Origin of the sequence: Streptomyces sp. NPDC048696, from assembly GCF_043198895.1 — a bacterium.
Lineage (GTDB): Bacteria > Actinomycetota > Actinomycetes > Streptomycetales > Streptomycetaceae > Streptomyces.
The window spans coordinates 539337-555393 of record NZ_JBICVJ010000003.1; the positions used below are offsets into that span (position 1 = coordinate 539337).

The following is a 16057-nucleotide window of genomic DNA, read 5'->3' on the forward strand; positions in this document are numbered from 1 at the left end:
CCTTCCCTCAATGCGCCGTCGTCAACCGCGCAGCCGAGGCGATCGTGGCGCGCGCCTCCCGTTCGGTGAGTCCGGTGCGGACGGCGGCCGCGGTGAGCCGGTCGGCCAGGACGTCGCCGATACCGTTCTCGTACGCACGGCACGCGGCCCAGAACAGGCGGGTGTTGCGCTGCCCTTCGTGGGCGGCGAGCACGAACTGCACGAGCCCGTTTCCCCGGTCGGTGCCGTACGCGTGGGGATGCTGGGCGCGCGCCGGGGGCGTGAGCAGATCGAGGAGCGCGCGGGGGCACGGCGCCGGGGCCAGATGGGCGGTGCCGGGGGCGAGCCGGTAGACGCCGTTGCTGGTCAGCGAGCCGGGACCGACCAGATAGCCGCCCGCGCCCCGGACGTCGATCCCGGGCGCGAGTCGGCTCGCGGAGTTGGGTACGACCCGGTCGGGCGGCCCGGTCAGCCAGATGTGGCGGCCCCCGCTGGGCGTGATCACGACGACGGTCTCGGGGATCGTGAACAGGTGCCGCAGCGCCAGGTGTTGCAGGGCCGCCACGGACTCCGGCGGCGGGTCGGCGGCGAGCGGCACGCTGGATGAGGACGGGGACGGGGACGGCGGCCGTACGGAAGTCGGTGGCGGCAGGTCCGGCTCCCCCGAAGACCTCGGCTCCCCCGAAGACCTCGGCTCCGCCGAAGCCCCCGGCTCCCCCGCCGCTCCCGGCTTCATCGTGTCCAGGTCGATCCCGATCAGATGATGCGGCGGCCGACCACAGGCGATGCCGTACCCGGTGGCCCACGGCGCGGCCGCGAACAGCGCGCGTACGGCCCTGGGGTCCGTGGTCGCGTCGTGCACCCCGTGCCCGGGCAGCCCGCACTCGCCCCGGCACAGGGCCGGCTGCGGCTCGTCCCGGTGCGGCGAACGCAGCGCGGGGAGCTTCGAGCGGGACAGCGGAATGACGGGGAGCCCCCGCTCGGCGACGGAGAGAGCGTGCGCGAGGGCCAGCGTGGAGGCATGCCGGTCGATGGTGGCCATGGATCCATGTTCGTACGAGTGTTCGAAAAAGGGAAGTCGGGGCGCGGGGGTACGAGCGCGGAGGTGGTCGCAGGCGGGCGGCCCGATGGCCGGGGGTGGACGGGGAGGAGGCGTGAAAGATTGGCCGAAAATGCGCTGAAACGTTTCTCCCCTTATGGGGCTCAGGGTGCGCCCGCATGCTCGTGGGTGAGTGGGAGTCGCCTGGGGTTTTGGGGACGTGTGGCGGGTTTATCGACATGTCATCACGCTTGCGAGCGAAACGCTCCGCATTGACTGGTTCGTCGGGCGTTCGGTGGGCAATTCTGATCTCGCGACGTCGTCACAGCGTCCGGGGCGGTCGGCCAACTGCCTTGGAACAAGCCGTACTTCTGGTTCCTGGAGGAATAGACATGGCACGTATCCGTACCGCCCGCGTCATCGCCGCCGTCGCCGCCCTGCCCATCGCGGCGGCGCTCTTCTCGGGGGTGGCAGCAGCGGACAACGGTTCCTTCGCGGACCATGGATCGAACGCTGCGGTGGCGACCGTCAGTGGAAGTGGTGTCGGGCACGACAACAACGGGAACTCGTCGACCACCCAGCAGCAGGCGGTCGGCTCCGGTGCTTCGAACCAGGCGAACACCGCTCAGGTGAACGGCTCCGGCTTCACGGCGATCCGCCAGGACAATGTGTCGGTGACCTTCACGAACCTCTGGTGAGCCGGGGCCCGTCGGGGCCGGGGTCAGTGGGGTGAAATCCGCCCGGGTGGCAGCGCTTCGGCGCCGCTGCCCGGGCGGTTTCGTGTGCGATGCGACCGCGTACGCGCGCGTGGCGGGGGCGTGAGGAAGGGCGTCGGTCATCGCGCCCCTGCCGACCGCTACGCGCGCGTAGCGGGAAGGCGGCTCGGGGATACGGCTCGGACGGGCGGCACGCGCGTGTGAGGGCCGGTTCGGATGCCGGGGGCATTGACATGGGCAGCAAATCTGACGGACAGTCAGAAATCTCGAATTCGCCGCCCGACTCTGATCCGACCCCGACCCCGACCCCGACCCCGACCCCGGACCTCGGAGGCCGTCGCCGTGCACCTCGCCCCCACCGAACGCCAACAGCGCCTGCGCGCCGAACTGCGCGCGTACTTCCGCGCGCTGATGTCGGACGGGGGGAACAAGCCCGAAGTCTCCGACGGCGACTTCGGCAGTGGCGCCGCCCCGGCCGACCCCGCCGCCCAGCGCGCCCTCCTTCGTCGTATCGGCGCAGACGGCATGCTCGGCCTCGGCTGGCCCGTCGAGTACGGCGGTCAGGGGCGCGGTCCCGACGAGCAGTTCGTCTTCTTCGACGAGGCGTACCGCGCGGGCGCGCCCGTCTCGATGGTCACGCTGAACACGGTCGGTCCGACCCTGATGAAGTACGGGACCGAGAAGCAGAAGGCGTACTTCCTGCCCCGGATCCTCGGCGGCGAGCTCGTCTTCGCGATCGGCTACAGCGAGCCGGAGGCCGGAACCGACCTCGCCTCGCTGCGTACGAGAGCCGTGCGGGACGGCGACGACTGGCTGATCGACGGGCAGAAGATCTTCACCTCCAACGCCCAGAACGCCGACTGGATCTGGCTCGCCTGCCGTACTGATCCGGCGGCGCCCAAGCACCGGGGCATCTCGATCATCCTGGTCCCGACGGACGCGCCCGGCTTCTCGTGGACGCCGATCCGCACGGTGGGTGGGCTGACCACGACCGCCACGTACTACGACGGGATCCGTGTCCCGGCCAGGAACCTGGTCGGCGAGGAGAACGCCGGCTGGGGGCTCATCACCAACCAGCTGAACCACGAACGGGTCGCGCTCGCCGCGATCGGCATGCAGGCCGAGGATTTCTTCGCGGCCGCGCTGACCCGGGCCCGTACACCCGATCCAGTGACCGGACGGCGCCGCGTTGACTCGACTTGGGTCCGTTTCCGGATCGCCGAAACGCATGCCCGGCTGGCGGCGAATCGCCTGCTCAACTGGCGTTTGGTGGGGGATGTGGGAGCCGGTTCGCTGGCCCCGGGAGACGCCAGCGGGGTGAAGTTCATGGGAACGGAATCCGCGGTCGAGTCGTATCGCATGTGCCAGGAGATCGCGGGGGACGAGGCGCTGGTGCGCGGGGGTTCGCCGGGGGCGTTCGGGGACGGCGAGCTGGAGCGGATGAACAGGGCGGCGCAGATCAACACGTTCGGGGGCGGGGTGAGCGAGGTGCAGCGGGAGATCGTCGCGACGATGCGGCTCGGGATGAAGAGGGGGCGGAGGTAGGTGGACGAGGGACTGGGTGCGGGGCTGGGCGGACGGCCGGGCGAGGGGCTGGGTGCGGGGCTGGGCGGACGGCCGGGCGAGGGGCTGTACGGGCGGCTGAAGGCGTACGAGGGCAAGGCGACCGGGAGCGTCGGCATCGGCAAGGACCTGGTCAACGAGCCGATGATCAGGCACTGGTGCGAGGCGATGGGCGACACCAACCCGGCGTACCGGGGGCCGGACGCGATCGCGCCCCCCACCATGCTCCAGGCCTGGACGATGGGCGGCCTGTCCGGGCAGTCGGACCGCGTGGACCGCTCGGGGGCGTTCGACGAGCTGTTCGCGCTGCTCGACGGGGCCGGGTTCACCTCCGTGGTCGCGACCGACTGCGAGCAGGAGTACGTACGTGAGCTGCGCCCGGGCGACCGGATCACCTACGACGCGGTGATCGAGACGGTCTCCGACCGCAAGACGACAAAGCTGGGCACCGGGCACTTCGTCACCACCCGGATGGACATCCACGCGAACGGACGGCTCGCGGGCACTCACCGCTTCCGGATGCTCAAGTACGCACCGGCGAAACGGACTTCGGAGGAACGGAGCCCGGGGCGCGACACGCGCATCGAACGGCCCAGACCCGTCGTCAACCGGGACAACGCGGGGTTCTGGGACGGGGTCGCCGAGCACAAGCTGCTGATCCAGAAGTGCGACGGCTGCGGGGAGCTGCGCTTCCCCTGGCTGCCGGGGTGCAACGGGTGCGGCGCGCCCGAGTGGCACCCCGTCGAGGCGAGCGGCGCGGGGACCGTCTTCTCGTACGTCGTGATGCATCACCCGCCCTTCCCCGCCTTCGGACCGGGGCCGTACGCGGTGGGGCTGATCGAGCTGACCGAGGGCGTGCGGATGATCAGCAACGTGGTGGGCGTGCCGTACGACAAGGTGCGGATCGGGATGCCGGTCCGGCTCGAATTCCTGCGGGTGGACGACGAGTTGGAGCTGCCCGTGTTCCGGGGAGGTGACGGTGACTGATGGACTTCACCCCCACCGAGGAGCAGTCGGCCCTCCGTGAGCTGGCCGGGGAGATCTTCGGGGACCTGTCGACCCATGAACGGCTGAGCGCCGCCGGGACGCGCACGGACCCCGGCCTGTGGAAGGCGATCTGCGCGGCCGGGCTGCCTGCGGCCGTCGAGGAGACCGGTCTGCTCGGTCTCGTGCTCGCCCTGGAGGAGCAGGGCCGGACGACAGCCCAGGTGCCGTTCGCGGTGAGCTGTGTCTACGGGGTGCTGGCGCTCTCGGCCCATGGCTCGGCCGAACAGCGCGAGCGGCTGCTCCCCGCCCTGCGGGACGGCACGGCGGTCGTGGCCGGCGCGTTCCCCGACCGGGGCGGCGTACGGGCCACGGCGGACGGTCAGTTGAGCGGCGTCGTCCCCGTGGTGCCCTGGCTGCGCGACGCCACCCATGTCCTGGTCCCGGACGTGGACCGCGCGCTCTGGCTGATACGGCTCGGAGCGCCCGGGGCCGAGGTGGCGCCGGTCGAGACCACCGCACCCTGGTCGGCCGGGCGGCTCACGCTCGCGGGGGCGCGGGGCGAACGGGTCGGCGGGGACGGGTCGGGGCCCGGTACCGACGCTGACGCTGATGCGTACGAGGACGTGCTGGCCACCGCCCGTACCGCGTTCGCCGGGTTGCAGACGGGCGTGTGCGCGGGGTCGCTGGCGCGCGCGGTGGAGCACACGACGACCCGGGAGCAGTTCGGGCGGCCGCTCTCCACCAACCAGGGCGTACTGCTGCGGGCGGCCGACGCGTACATGGACATCGAGGCGATACGGGTCACCTCGTACGAGGCGGCCTGGCGGCGGGACGAGGGTCTGGCCTTTCGCACGCACGCGCTGACGGCGGCGTGGTGGGCGTCCGAGGCGGGCCGACGGGTCGTCCACACGGGCCAGCATCTGCACGGCGGGCTGGGCGCGGACCTGGAGCACCCGGTGCACCGGCACTTCCTGTGGGGACGGCAGCTCGACGCGTATCTGGGATGCGGCGCCGAACTGCTGGAGGAACTGGGCGAGTTGATCGCTTTCGAGCAGCACGACGAGCGGTACGACGAGGAGGGCGTGGCATGAGAGTCGGTGACGAGTTGCCGCCGCTGGAGATTCCGGTCACCCGGACGTTGATCGTCGCCGGGGCCGTGGCCTCCCGCGACTACCAGGACGTGCATCACGACGCGGTGCTGGCCAGGGAGAAGGGCGCGCCGGACATCTTCATGAACATCCTGACCACCAATGGGCTGGTCGGTCGCTACATCACCGATTACTTCGGTCCCGGCGCGCGACTGCGGACGGTACGGATACGGCTCGGGGCGCCCAACTATCCCGGCGACACCATGACGTTGACCGGGACGGTCACTGCGGTGACCTCCGCCCCGGACGCGGGTGGGGACTCGGACATGGGCGGGGACGCAGGAGCGGGCGTGGACACCGTGGAGGTGCGGGTCGTCGGGGCCAACGGCCTCGGCCACCACGTCACCGGGACCGTGACCCTCACGCTGGCCGGAGCCGGAGCCGGAGCCGGAGCCGGAGCCGGAGCCGTCGCCGACCTTGGCGCTGGAGAGGGGGACGCATGAGCGTGCGGCGGGCGGACTCGCTCGGCGGGAGGGCGGCCATCGTCGGCATCGGGGCGACCGAGTTCTCCAAGGACTCGGGGCGCAGTGAGCTCAAGCTGGCCGTGGAGGCGGTGCGGGCCGCGCTCGACGACGCCGGGCTCACCCCCGACGACGTCGACGGCATGGTCACGTTCACCATGGACACCAGCCCTGAGATCACGGTGGCGCAGGCGGTCGGGATCGGCGAGCTGTCGTTCTTCTCGCGGGTCCACTACGGCGGCGGCGCGGCGTGCGCCACCGTGCAGCAGGCGGCGCTCGCGGTGGCGTCCGGGGTGGCCGAAGTGGTCGTCTGCTACCGGGCGTTCAACGAGCGGTCGGGCCGTAGGTTCGGGTCGGGAGTGCAGCGGCGGGAGCCGTCGGCGGAGGGCGCGGCGCTCGGCTGGTCACTGCCGTTCGGGCTGCTCACCCCGGCCTCCTGGGTCGCCATGGCCGCTCAGCGCTACCTCCACGCGTACGGACTGACGCCCGAGGCGTTCGGGCACGTGGCCGTCGTCGACCGGCGCCATGCGGCGACCAACCCGGCGGCGTACTTCTACGGCAGGCCGATCACGCTCGACGACCATGCCGCGTCGCGGTGGATCGTGGAGCCGCTGCGGCTGCTCGACTGCTGCCAGGAGACGGACGGCGGTCAGGCGATCGTCGTCACTAGGACCGAGCGGGCACGCGATCTGCGTCGGCCGCCCGCAGTGATCACGGCGGCTGCGCAGGGGGCGGGCCGCAGACAGGAGGGGATGACGAGTTTCTACCGGGACGACCTGACCGGGCTGCCCGAGATGGGAGTGGTCGCGCGGCAGCTGTGGCGGACGTCCGGGCTCACACCGGCGGAGACGGACGTGGCGATTCTGTACGACCACTTCACACCGTTCGTGCTGATGCAGCTGGAGGAGTTCGGCTTCTGCGGACGGGGTGAGGCGGCGGACTTCGTGGCGGCGGACGCGTTGCCGCTGAACACCCATGGCGGACAGCTCGGGGAGGCGTATCTCCACGGGATGAACGGGATCGCGGAGGGGGTGCGGCAGGTGCGGGGCCTGGCGGTCAATCAGATACCCGGCGCGGGACGGGTCCTGGTGACGGCGGGGACGGGAGTTCCGACCTCCGGGCTGATCCTGGGCGCGGATGACTGATGCGGGGTCAGGGTTCCGGCCGGGCGTGACTGATGTGGGGTCAGGGTTCCGGCTGGGCCCGGGGCCCGAGGGCTCCTGTGCGGGGGCCCGAGGGCTCCTGTGCCGGGGGTCAGGGTCCTGTCTCTGGGCCTGGGGATCGCGGCCTCGTACCCGGGGCGTGTAACCGGGCAGGTGGCCGGGTCGGAGCGCGCGTACGGATGATCTTGCGCGCGAACGGCTGAGGCGGAGGGCTGAGCGCTGGCCGACATGAGCTGACGGCCTTTCACTCGCCTTATGCGCAGCCTCACATCGATCAGGGCCCGCTATCTGGGCATCGTCACGCCACCGCTCGCCGTGGCCACCACCGTCACCGCCCTGCTCATCTCCGGCCCACCCGCCTCGGCGGCCGCACCACCCCGGCCCGCACCCGCCGCCGCACTCGGAACCGCCGCCGCACTCGGAACCGTCGCCGCACCGGCGTCCGTCGCATCCATGGCGCTCGGCGCCGCCGCCGTCGCACCGGCCCGTCTCGCGGCCCGTACCGTCGAAGACGAGGCGGTCGACGGGTTCGTCGACGCGCCGGTCGACGGGCTGGACAGCCCCGACGTGCTGGCGCGGGTCGTGCGGTTCAAGGGGGCCGCGTTCGACACCTGCCAGGCGCCGGCACTGGCGACGATGAAGGCCTGGCGGTCCTCGTCGTACCGGGGTGTCGGGGTGTACTTCGGGGGGCGCGGGCGGGCCTGTCCCCACCAGCAGAACCTCAGCCGGAGCTGGCTGGCGAACGTGGACGGGATGGGCTGGCGGGTGCTGCCGATCTTCGTAGGGTCGCAGTCGCCGTGCGTCTGGTCCGAGGCCAAGCGGAAGGTGCGGATGAGCAGCCACTCGGCGACGCAGGGCCGGGCGGAGGGGAAGCAGGCGGCGGGTCAGGCCCAGTTGCTCGGCATCCGGCCGGGCAGCGCGCTCTACCTGGACATGGAGGCGTATGACGCGGACGACGCGGGGTGTGCCCGCACCACGCTCGACTTCGTGCGCGCGTGGAACCGCGAGGTGCGCGGGCAGGGCTATCTGCCCGGGTTCTACAGCAGCGCGGGCTCGGGCGTACTGCACATGGAGCGGGCGCGGCGGGCCGGGCAGAGCGATCTGCCGTCGGTGATGTGGTTCGCGCGGTGGGGATCGTCGTCGTCCGTGTACGGGGAGCCGTCGCTGCACGCGGACGCCTGGCGGCCGCACCGGCGCGTGCACCAGTACGCGGGCAATGTGACCGAGACCCACGGCGGGCGTCGGATGGTGGTCGACCGCAACACGGTGGACGCGCCGGTGGCGCGGTTCGAGCCCTGACGGGTGCGGCGGTCGTGCGATGCGGGCATTGAGGGGCGCGCGTCGGCCGGGGGTGCGAGCCTCGACCGGCGCGAACCTTGACCGCCGCACCCCTCGACCGGCGCACCCCTCGACCGGCGTGCCGGTCGTGCCGTGCGGGGCCCGGCGTACGTGCCGGTCGGGCGGGTGAACCCTGACGGGCACGGAGGCGTCCTCCACCTTCAGGAGGTGGGGGCACCCCCACCCGTACAACCAGAGGCGGACCCAGCTTCGCGACCTGGGGCCGATCCGTTGCGTAGTGGGCGCTCCTAGCGTGGAGGTATGACCACGCCTGTCTGCAACAGCGTCTCCCGGGTAGCGACGCCGTACCCGTCGTTCGCCTCGTACATGCGGGCCAGAGGGCCCGTGCTGCTGCGCACCGCGCGCTCGCTGACCGCCAACCCGACCGACGCCGAGGACCTGCTGCAGACGGCCCTCACCAAGACGTATGTCGCCTGGGAGCGGATCGAGGACCACCGGGCCCTCGACGGTTATGTGCGCCGCGCGCTCCTCAACACCAGGACGTCGCAGTGGCGCAAGCGCAAGGTGGACGAGTTCGCCTGCGACGAGCTGCCCGAGCCGGAGACGGTGCCGGAGCCCGACCCGGCCGACCAGCAGGTTCTGCACGACGCGATGTGGCGCGCCGTGATGAAGCTGCCGGACCGGCAGCGGGCCATGGTCGTGCTGCGCTACTACGAGGACCTGAGCGAGGCGCAGACCGCCGAGGTGCTCGGGGTCTCGGTCGGCACGGTCAAGAGCGCGGTCTCGCGCGCGCTCGGCAAGCTCCGCGAGGACCCGGAGCTCGCCCCGGTCCGCTGACGGCCATGGTGGTCCCGGCCCGCTGACGCCACGAGCGCCGTGCGCACCTCGTCGCGCCCGGATCCGGCTACCGCCAGTAGCCTCCGCTTTCGGCCATGTTCCCGGCGTGACCTTGGTTTCGTGGGTGATTCATTACCTCCGGGTAGTGACATACCGCACGGTACGTGAGCAGAATCGGGGGACCCCTACTGCCACGTGGCGCACCGTAGCGCCCACCGGGAGGCCGCCGTGCTGAGCACCATGCAGGACGTTCCGCTGCTGATCTCGCGGATCCTGACCCACGGGTCGACGATCCACGGAAAGTCGCAGGTCACGACCTGGACCGGGGAGGCGGAGCCACAGCGCCGCAGCTTCGCCGAGATCGGTGGCCGCGCCGCGCAGCTGGCACACGCCCTGCGCGGACTCGGTGTCGAGGACGGCCAGGCGACGGCTACCTTGATGTGGAACAACGCGGAGCACGTCGAGGCGTATCTCGCGATCCCCTCCATGGGCGCCGTGCTGCACACGCTCAATCTGCGGCTCCCCGCCGACCAGTTGATCTGGATCGTCAACCACGCGGCGGATCGCGTGATCATCGCCAACGGCTCGCTGCTGCCGCTGCTCGCCCCGCTGCTGCCGCATCTGCCGACCGTCGAGCACATCGTGGTCTCCGGGCCCGGCGACCGCGCGCTGCTCGACGACATCGACGGCGCCGGTCCGCAGGTGCACGAGTACGAGGAGCTCATCGCCGGGCAGCCGACCTCGTACGACTGGCCGCAGCTGGACGAACGCACCGCCGCCGCCATGTGCTACACCTCCGGCACGACCGGCGACCCCAAGGGTGTCGTCTACTCCCACCGGTCGGTCTATCTGCACTCGATGCAGGTCAACATGTCCGAGTCGATGGCGCTCACGGACAAGGACACCAGTCTGGTCGTGGTGCCGCAGTTCCACGTGAACGCCTGGGGTCTGCCGCACGCGACCTTCATGAGCGGCGTGAGCCTGCTGATGCCGGACCGGTTCCTGCAGCCCGCGCCGCTCGCCGAGATGATCGAGCGCGAGAGGCCCACGCACGCCGCCGCCGTTCCCACCATCTGGCAGGGCCTGCTCGCCGAGGTCACCGCGCGCCCGCGCGACCTCTCGTCGATGGCGCGGGTCACCATCGGCGGCGCGGCCTGTCCGCCGTCGCTGATGGAGGCGTACGACAAGCTGGGGGTACGGCTCTGTCACGCCTGGGGCATGACGGAGACGTCGCCGCTGGGCACGATGGCCAACCCGCCGGCCGGGCTCACCGCCGAGCAGGAGTGGCCGTACCGGATCACCCAGGGCCGCTTCCCGGCGGGCGTCGAGGCGCGGCTCACCGGTCCCGGCGGGGAACTCCTGCCCTGGGACAACGAGTCGGCCGGTGAACTGGAGGTCCGGGGCGCCTGGATCGCGGGCGCGTACTACGGCGGTGCGGGCGGCGAGGACTTCCGCCCGGCCGACAAGTTCAGCGCGGACGGCTGGCTGAAGACCGGCGACGTCGGCGTCATCAGCCCCGACGGCTTTCTGACGCTCACCGACCGCGCGAAGGACGTCATCAAGTCCGGCGGCGAGTGGATCTCCTCGGTCGAGCTGGAGAACGCGCTGATGGCGCACCCGGACGTCGCCGAGGCAGCGGTCGTCGCCGTCCCCGACGAGAAGTGGGGCGAACGGCCGCTCGCCACCGTCGTACTGAAGCCGGGCGCGACCGTGGACTACGCCGCGCTGAAGGCCTTCCTCGGCGAGTCGATCGCGAAGTGGCAGCTGCCGGAGCGGTGGACGATCGTGACGGCGGTGCCGAAGACGAGTGTGGGGAAGTTCGACAAGAAGGTGATCCGGAAGCAGTTCGCGGACGGGGAGCTGGACGTCACGGAGCTGCGGTGACGAGGTGACCGCAGTGACAGGGTGACCGTTCCACGGCGTAACTGAGCGCGGGCGGTGGGTGTTTCACGTGAAACATCCGCCGTTTCACGTGAAACACCCACCGCCCGCCGCTAGTTGGTGCCGATCTTCGCCAGCAGATCCACGATCCGGCCCTGGACTTCGGCGCTGGTGGAGCGCTCGGCCAGGAACAGGACCGTCTCGCCCGCCGACAGCTTCGGGAGTTCCGGCTGGTGCAGGCCGGCCGAGGTGTAGACGACGAGCGGGGTGTGGTTCAACTGCCCGTTCGCGCGCAGCCAGTCGACGATTCCGGCACGGCGGCGGCGTACCTGCATCAGGTCCATGACGACGAGGTTCGGCCGCATCTGGCCCGCGAGCGTGACCGCCTCGCTGTCGGTGGCGGCGCGCGCGACCTGCATGCCGCGCCGCTCCAGGGTCGCCGTCAGAGCGACCGCGATCTCCTCGTGCTCCTCGATCAACAGCACGCGCGGCGGGTGCTGTTCGCTGTCGCGGGGGGCGAGGGCCTTGAGCAGTACGGCGGGGTCGGCGCCGTACGCCGCCTCACGCGTCGCCTGGCCGAGCCCGGCCGTCACCAGCACGGGCACCTCGGCCGCGACGGCCGCCTGGCGCAGTGACTGGAGCGCGGTGCGGGTGATCGGCCCGGTCAGCGGGTCGACGAAGAGCGCGGCGGGGAACGCCGCGATCTGGGCGTCGACCTCCTCGCGGGAGTGCACGACCACGGGCCGGTAGCCGCGGTCGCTGAGCGCCTGCTGGGTGGAGACGTCGGGCGCGGGCCAGACGAGCAGCCGACGCGGGTTGTCGAGCGGCTCGGGCGGCAACTCGTCGTCCACGGGCTGCGGATGCGGCCGGTTGGCGACCTCGACGGCGCCACCGGGCCCGTCCAGCGGCTCCGGCCCCTCGGCGCCCTCGTCGGGCGCCCCTATGGCGTACGCGCGTCCCTGGCCCTCGGACGGGGGCGAGAGAAGCGACGCCGGGGGCGTGGCGGTGGCCTGCGGGCGCTCGGCGCCGTCGGCGGGCTGCGCCGCACGCTCGCCCTCGGGGGGCGTGCCGAGCTTGCGGCGCCGCCCGGAGCCGGTGCTGGTGCCGGAGCCGGTGCCCTGCTGGGCGAACGGCACGCCCTGGCCGAGCGTGCGCACGCTGATGGAGCGGCCCTGCGAGTCGTCGGGCGCGGGGGCGGGCGTGGGCGCCGCCTCGGCGGGCAGCGGACGGCGTACGGGCGCGGGCTGCGGCGTCACGGCGCCGGTGCTGCCCGGCGCCGCCGGACCGCTGGCCGGAACCGCGCCGCCCACGGCCCACATGGGCTGCTGCTCGACGGGGTGCGGCTGCGGCGGGGTGTGCTCGTCGGGCTCGGGGCGTACGGAGTCGTGGCGTCCGGGAGCGGCCGCCGCGGGGAGCGGCTGTCCGCCCGGGGCGTGCTCGGCGTCAGGGGTCACGGGTGCGGCGGGGCCGTTCGCCAGGGGGCGGTGGGCCGGGGCGCTGGCGGGGACGCCGGTGGCCGGGACGGGGCCGGTGCCCAGGGGGCGGTGGGCTTCCGAAGGAGCGGGCGCGGTCGCCGGGACGCGGCCGTCGGGGGCGATGGGGGCGGCCGGGAGCGGGGCCGTCGGCTGGGGCGTGCGGTCGGCCTCGGCGGGGGGCAGGGCGAACGCCGTACGTACCGCGCCCTCGTTCTCGGGCTGGGCGGGGGCGGCGGAGAGGGCGCGTCGGGCCCGGCGGCTGCCCGGTTCCTGGTCCCCGGAGCCGTGGCTCGTGCCCGTGCCGGAGCCCGTGCCGGGTCCGGAGCCCGTGCCGGGTCCGGCGGGCAGGACGCGTCGGGCGCGGCGGCCGGAGGGGGTGTTGTCCGGGTCCGCCGCCATGCCCTGTGGCGGAACGGTCTCGCTCAGCGCGGCCGGGCGCCCGGCGCCGTGTCGGCGCTCGCTCTCGGCGGCGGTGACGACCGAGCCCTCGGCGGGCGTGGAGGCGCCCTCGGCGGGGCTGGGCCGCCCGCGCCGCCGCCCGGTACCGGAGGAGCCGCCGTCCGAGGGCAGGCCGGGACCGGAGGCGTCCTCGGCGGGTACCGGGCCGCCGCCCGCCTGCTGCGAGGGGATGTGCTCAGCGGCGGAGGCAGGGGCGGAGCCGGCGGCAGGCGCCACGGGGCCGCCCCCACCCTGCTCCCCCTCGCCCTGTGCCTCGGCCTGGGCGCGGGCCCGCCGTCGGCCCGTCGGGGTCTTCTCCTCCTCGACGGGGCTCTCCAGGAACGCGTCCGTGGAGGCCCGCCGCGCGCGCCGACGGCCGCTGCCCGCCGGGGCGCCCTGCTGAGCCGGAAGTTGGGCGGGGAGTGGGGCAGCGAGTTGAGGGCTCGGCTGGACGCCCTCCGGGGCGCCGACCAGCGCGATCTCGGTCCCGATCGAGGACTCCGGCACCGACCCGGCGCCCTCCCCCAGCGGTACTTCGAGCACGTATGCGCTGCCGCTCATGCCCGGCACCTCGACCGTCTGGAGCACGCCGTCGTGCGCGGCCACGATGCCCCGGACGATGGGCTCGTGCACCGGGTCGCCCCCGGCGTACGGCCCGCGCACCTCGATCCGTACGACCTCGCCGCGTACCGCCGCCGCGACCACGACCGTCGAGTCCATGTAGCCGCCCGCGGCGACCGGGGCGTTGCCCGTGGCGTCGACGCCCGCGACGTCCGCCACCAAGTGCGCCAGCGCGGTCGCGAGGCGCGCCGGGTCGATCTCGGCCTCGATCGGCGGCGCGTGGACGGCGAACTGGGCGCGCCCGGGGCCGATCAGCTCGATCGCGCCCTCGACGCCCGCCGTCACGACCGTCCCGACCAGCACCTTCACCTTCTTCAGCCGCTCCGTGCCGGAGTCGAGCCGCTGGTAGGCCAGGACGTTGTCGACGAGCGTGGTCATCCGGGCGTATCCGGCGGCCAGATGGTGCAGGACCTGGTTGGCCTCGGGCCACAGCTGGCCCGCGTCGTCGGCCGCCAGCGTGGACAGTTCGCGCCGCAGCTCGTCCAGCGGCCCGCGCAGCGAACCGCCGAGCACGGAGAGCAGCTGCTGATGCCGGGCGGAGAGCGCGTCGTACCGCGCCGTCTCGCGCTCCAGGACCTCCGCGTGCTTGGCGGCCTGGTCCTCGTACGGACGGCGGTCGGTGAACGTCATCACCGCGCCGACCAGCAGGTCCCCGTCCCGTACCGGCGCGGTCGTCAGGTCGACCGGCACGCTCGCGCCGCTCTTCGCCCACAGCACCTGACCGCGTACGCGGTGCTTGCGGCCGGACTTCAGCGTGTCGGCGAGCGGGCTCTCCTCGTACGGGAAGGGCTCGCCGTCGGCGCGCGAGTGCAGCACCAGCGGGTGCAGCTCCTGGCCGCCGAGGTCGCTGGCGCGGTAGCCGAGGATCTGGGCGGCGGCGGGGTTGACGAGAACGACCCGGCCCTCGGTGTCGGTGCCGACCACACCCTCCGCCGCCGCGCGCAGGATCATCTCGGTCTGCCGCTGCGAACGGGCCAGTTCGGCCTCGGTGTCGACGGTGCCGGAGAGGTCGCGTACGACGATCATCAGGAGCTCGTCGCCGGAGAAGTGCCCGCTCGGGCCGGCGTACGAGGAGGCCGGCGAGGCGTACGCGTCGCGCCCGTCCTCCAGGTTGGCGCTGGTCACCTCGACGGGGAACTCGCTGCCGTCGGTGCGCCGGGCCACCATCCGGGTGGGCTTGGTGCGTCCCTGCTCGTCCTCGGAGTCGGGGCGGCGCATCGATCCGGGGATGAGCTTGGAGTCGAAGGAGGGCAGCAGGTCGAGCACGCCCCGCCCCACCAGCCCCGTGCCCGGGGACTCGAACATCTCCAGGGCGATGGTGTTGGCGTTGACGACCGTGCCGTTGCAGTTGACGAGCACGAGCCCGTCCGGAAGGGCGTCAAGTATGGCTGCGAGGCGAGCAGCGCCTCGGGATGGCCTGCTGCTCACGACGACGCTTCCTCCCTGAACCACTGCACCTTGCGGCCTGTCACTGGGAGGGAGTCTAAAGGCAGGGGATGTCCGCGCGACGGCGGATGCGGGGGAGCTCTCACCAAGGTTCTGTGACCATGGCGTATGCCGGGAGATCGGACCGACGGCTCGGACCGCCCCCACCTGCCCGCCCGCCGCCCCGGCGGGGGCGGCGTGTCTCGGGTACCGCGCGGGCGTGCTCACCGGTTCGCCGCACGCGTCGGGGCACACATCGGCGTCCGGTTCACCGTGCGCGTCGCTCGCGCGGGTGTCCGTGTCGGTGTCCGCGTTTCCGTACACATCCGTGTACGTGCCGGTGTACGCGCTTCGCTACACACGGGTCTACGTGTCGGTGTACGCGTCGGGGTCCCCGCGCTCACCGGGCGCCGGGCAGCACCGGCACGAGCGCGTCCCATCGCGCGATCTCGCATCCGTCGGTCCTGCGGTACGTGGCGTCCACGGGCCGTCCGGCCCAGCTGCCGGTGATGTGGGCGGTGGCGCGCCCGCCGTAGATCATCGTGCACTCCGCCCTCGGGGCGACGGGCGTGAACGGGTCCCGGCCCCAGGTGGTGATGTGGTCGAGCCGGTCGCACGCCTGATTGATCTGCGGATGGTTCCCGCCCGCCGGGTGACAGGTCAGCTCGTACGTCCCGTCGGTCTCCCCGTTGTGCGTGACGGTGAGCGTGAGGTGGTCGGGGCCGCCGCCGTCGAGGAGGGGGAGAGTGGGCAGCGGGAGCGGCGCGGCGGCTAAAGCGACGGCGGAGCCGGGCGCGGACAGGGCGGCGGTGAGGGACGCGGTGGTGAGGGCGGTGAGGACGATGCGGCGCAACATGGGCTCGTGACTCCAAGGGGCCGGGAGGTCTCGGCAGGGGGCCGGGAGGTCTTGGTTTCCGTCCTGACTAACGCGCCACGAGCCCTCGCGTTTCGCGCCCGCGTAACGCTTTGCCCTGGCGGCCGCATGCCTAGTACCGTGGGGTGCGATTGGTGACACGGAGCAAGGC

General features: G+C 72.7%; 12 protein-coding genes. 9 read left to right on the forward strand and 3 right to left on the reverse strand.

What is annotated here, in order from left to right:
• Positions 1-7: 7 nt before the first annotated feature.
• Positions 8-1021 (reverse strand): bifunctional DNA primase/polymerase, encoded by a 1014-nt coding sequence (locus ACGFRG_RS08755; protein WP_393262601.1) that lies wholly within the window; start codon positions 1019-1021, stop codon positions 8-10.
• A 389-nt stretch (positions 1022-1410) separates the two neighbouring features.
• On the opposite strand from ACGFRG_RS08755, the gene ACGFRG_RS08760 reads away from it, so the two are divergent.
• From ACGFRG_RS08760 to ACGFRG_RS08800, 9 genes are all read left to right on the forward strand, one after another.
• Complete coding sequence (locus ACGFRG_RS08760; protein ID WP_361422894.1) at positions 1411-1716, forward strand: hypothetical protein; 306 nt, start codon at positions 1411-1413, stop codon at positions 1714-1716.
• A gap of 360 nt (positions 1717-2076) precedes the next feature.
• Positions 2077-3279: an acyl-CoA dehydrogenase family protein gene (locus tag ACGFRG_RS08765; RefSeq protein WP_393262605.1), complete on the forward strand. Its 1203-nt coding sequence runs from the start codon at positions 2077-2079 to the stop codon at positions 3277-3279.
• A 48-nt stretch (positions 3280-3327) separates the two neighbouring features.
• Positions 3328-4284 carry a bifunctional MaoC family dehydratase N-terminal/OB-fold nucleic acid binding domain-containing protein gene (locus ACGFRG_RS08770; RefSeq protein WP_393262738.1) on the forward strand — a complete coding sequence of 319 codons (957 nt, stop codon included), beginning with the start codon at positions 3328-3330 and terminating at the stop codon, positions 4282-4284.
• Positions 4284-5375, forward strand: a complete 1092-nt coding sequence (locus tag ACGFRG_RS08775; protein WP_393262607.1) for an acyl-CoA dehydrogenase family protein — start codon at positions 4284-4286, stop codon at positions 5373-5375. The genes ACGFRG_RS08770 and ACGFRG_RS08775 overlap by 1 nt, the downstream gene beginning before the upstream one ends.
• Positions 5372-5875, forward strand: coding sequence for an acyl dehydratase (locus tag ACGFRG_RS08780; RefSeq protein WP_361422885.1), 504 nt, complete (start codon positions 5372-5374; stop codon positions 5873-5875). The genes ACGFRG_RS08775 and ACGFRG_RS08780 overlap by 4 nt, the downstream gene beginning before the upstream one ends.
• Positions 5872-7038: a lipid-transfer protein gene (locus tag ACGFRG_RS08785; protein ID WP_393262610.1), complete on the forward strand. Its 1167-nt coding sequence runs from the start codon at positions 5872-5874 to the stop codon at positions 7036-7038. Before ACGFRG_RS08780 ends, ACGFRG_RS08785 begins: the two co-directional genes overlap by 4 nt.
• A 273-nt stretch (positions 7039-7311) precedes the next feature.
• Positions 7312-8355 (forward strand): DUF1906 domain-containing protein, encoded by a 1044-nt coding sequence (locus tag ACGFRG_RS08790; protein WP_393262612.1) that lies wholly within the window; start codon positions 7312-7314, stop codon positions 8353-8355.
• A gap of 300 nt (positions 8356-8655) precedes the next feature.
• Entirely contained in the window at positions 8656-9192 is a 537-nt protein-coding gene (locus ACGFRG_RS08795; RefSeq protein WP_361422876.1) for a SigE family RNA polymerase sigma factor, read from the forward strand.
• A 228-nt stretch (positions 9193-9420) separates the two neighbouring features.
• Positions 9421-11076 carry a long-chain fatty acid--CoA ligase gene (locus ACGFRG_RS08800; RefSeq protein WP_393262615.1) on the forward strand — a complete coding sequence of 552 codons (1656 nt, stop codon included), beginning with the start codon at positions 9421-9423 and terminating at the stop codon, positions 11074-11076.
• Positions 11077-11186: 110 nt separating this feature from the next.
• Here the strand turns inward: ACGFRG_RS08800 and ACGFRG_RS08805 are convergent, their stop codons facing one another.
• On the reverse strand, positions 11187-15035 hold the full coding sequence (locus ACGFRG_RS08805; protein WP_393262618.1) for a PAS domain-containing protein: 3849 nt from the start codon (positions 15033-15035) through the stop codon (positions 11187-11189).
• Positions 15036-15432: 397 nt separating this feature from the next.
• Positions 15433-15888 (reverse strand): SSI family serine proteinase inhibitor, encoded by a 456-nt coding sequence (locus ACGFRG_RS08810; protein ID WP_393262621.1) that lies wholly within the window; start codon positions 15886-15888, stop codon positions 15433-15435.
• Positions 15889-16057: the final 169 nt, after the last annotated feature.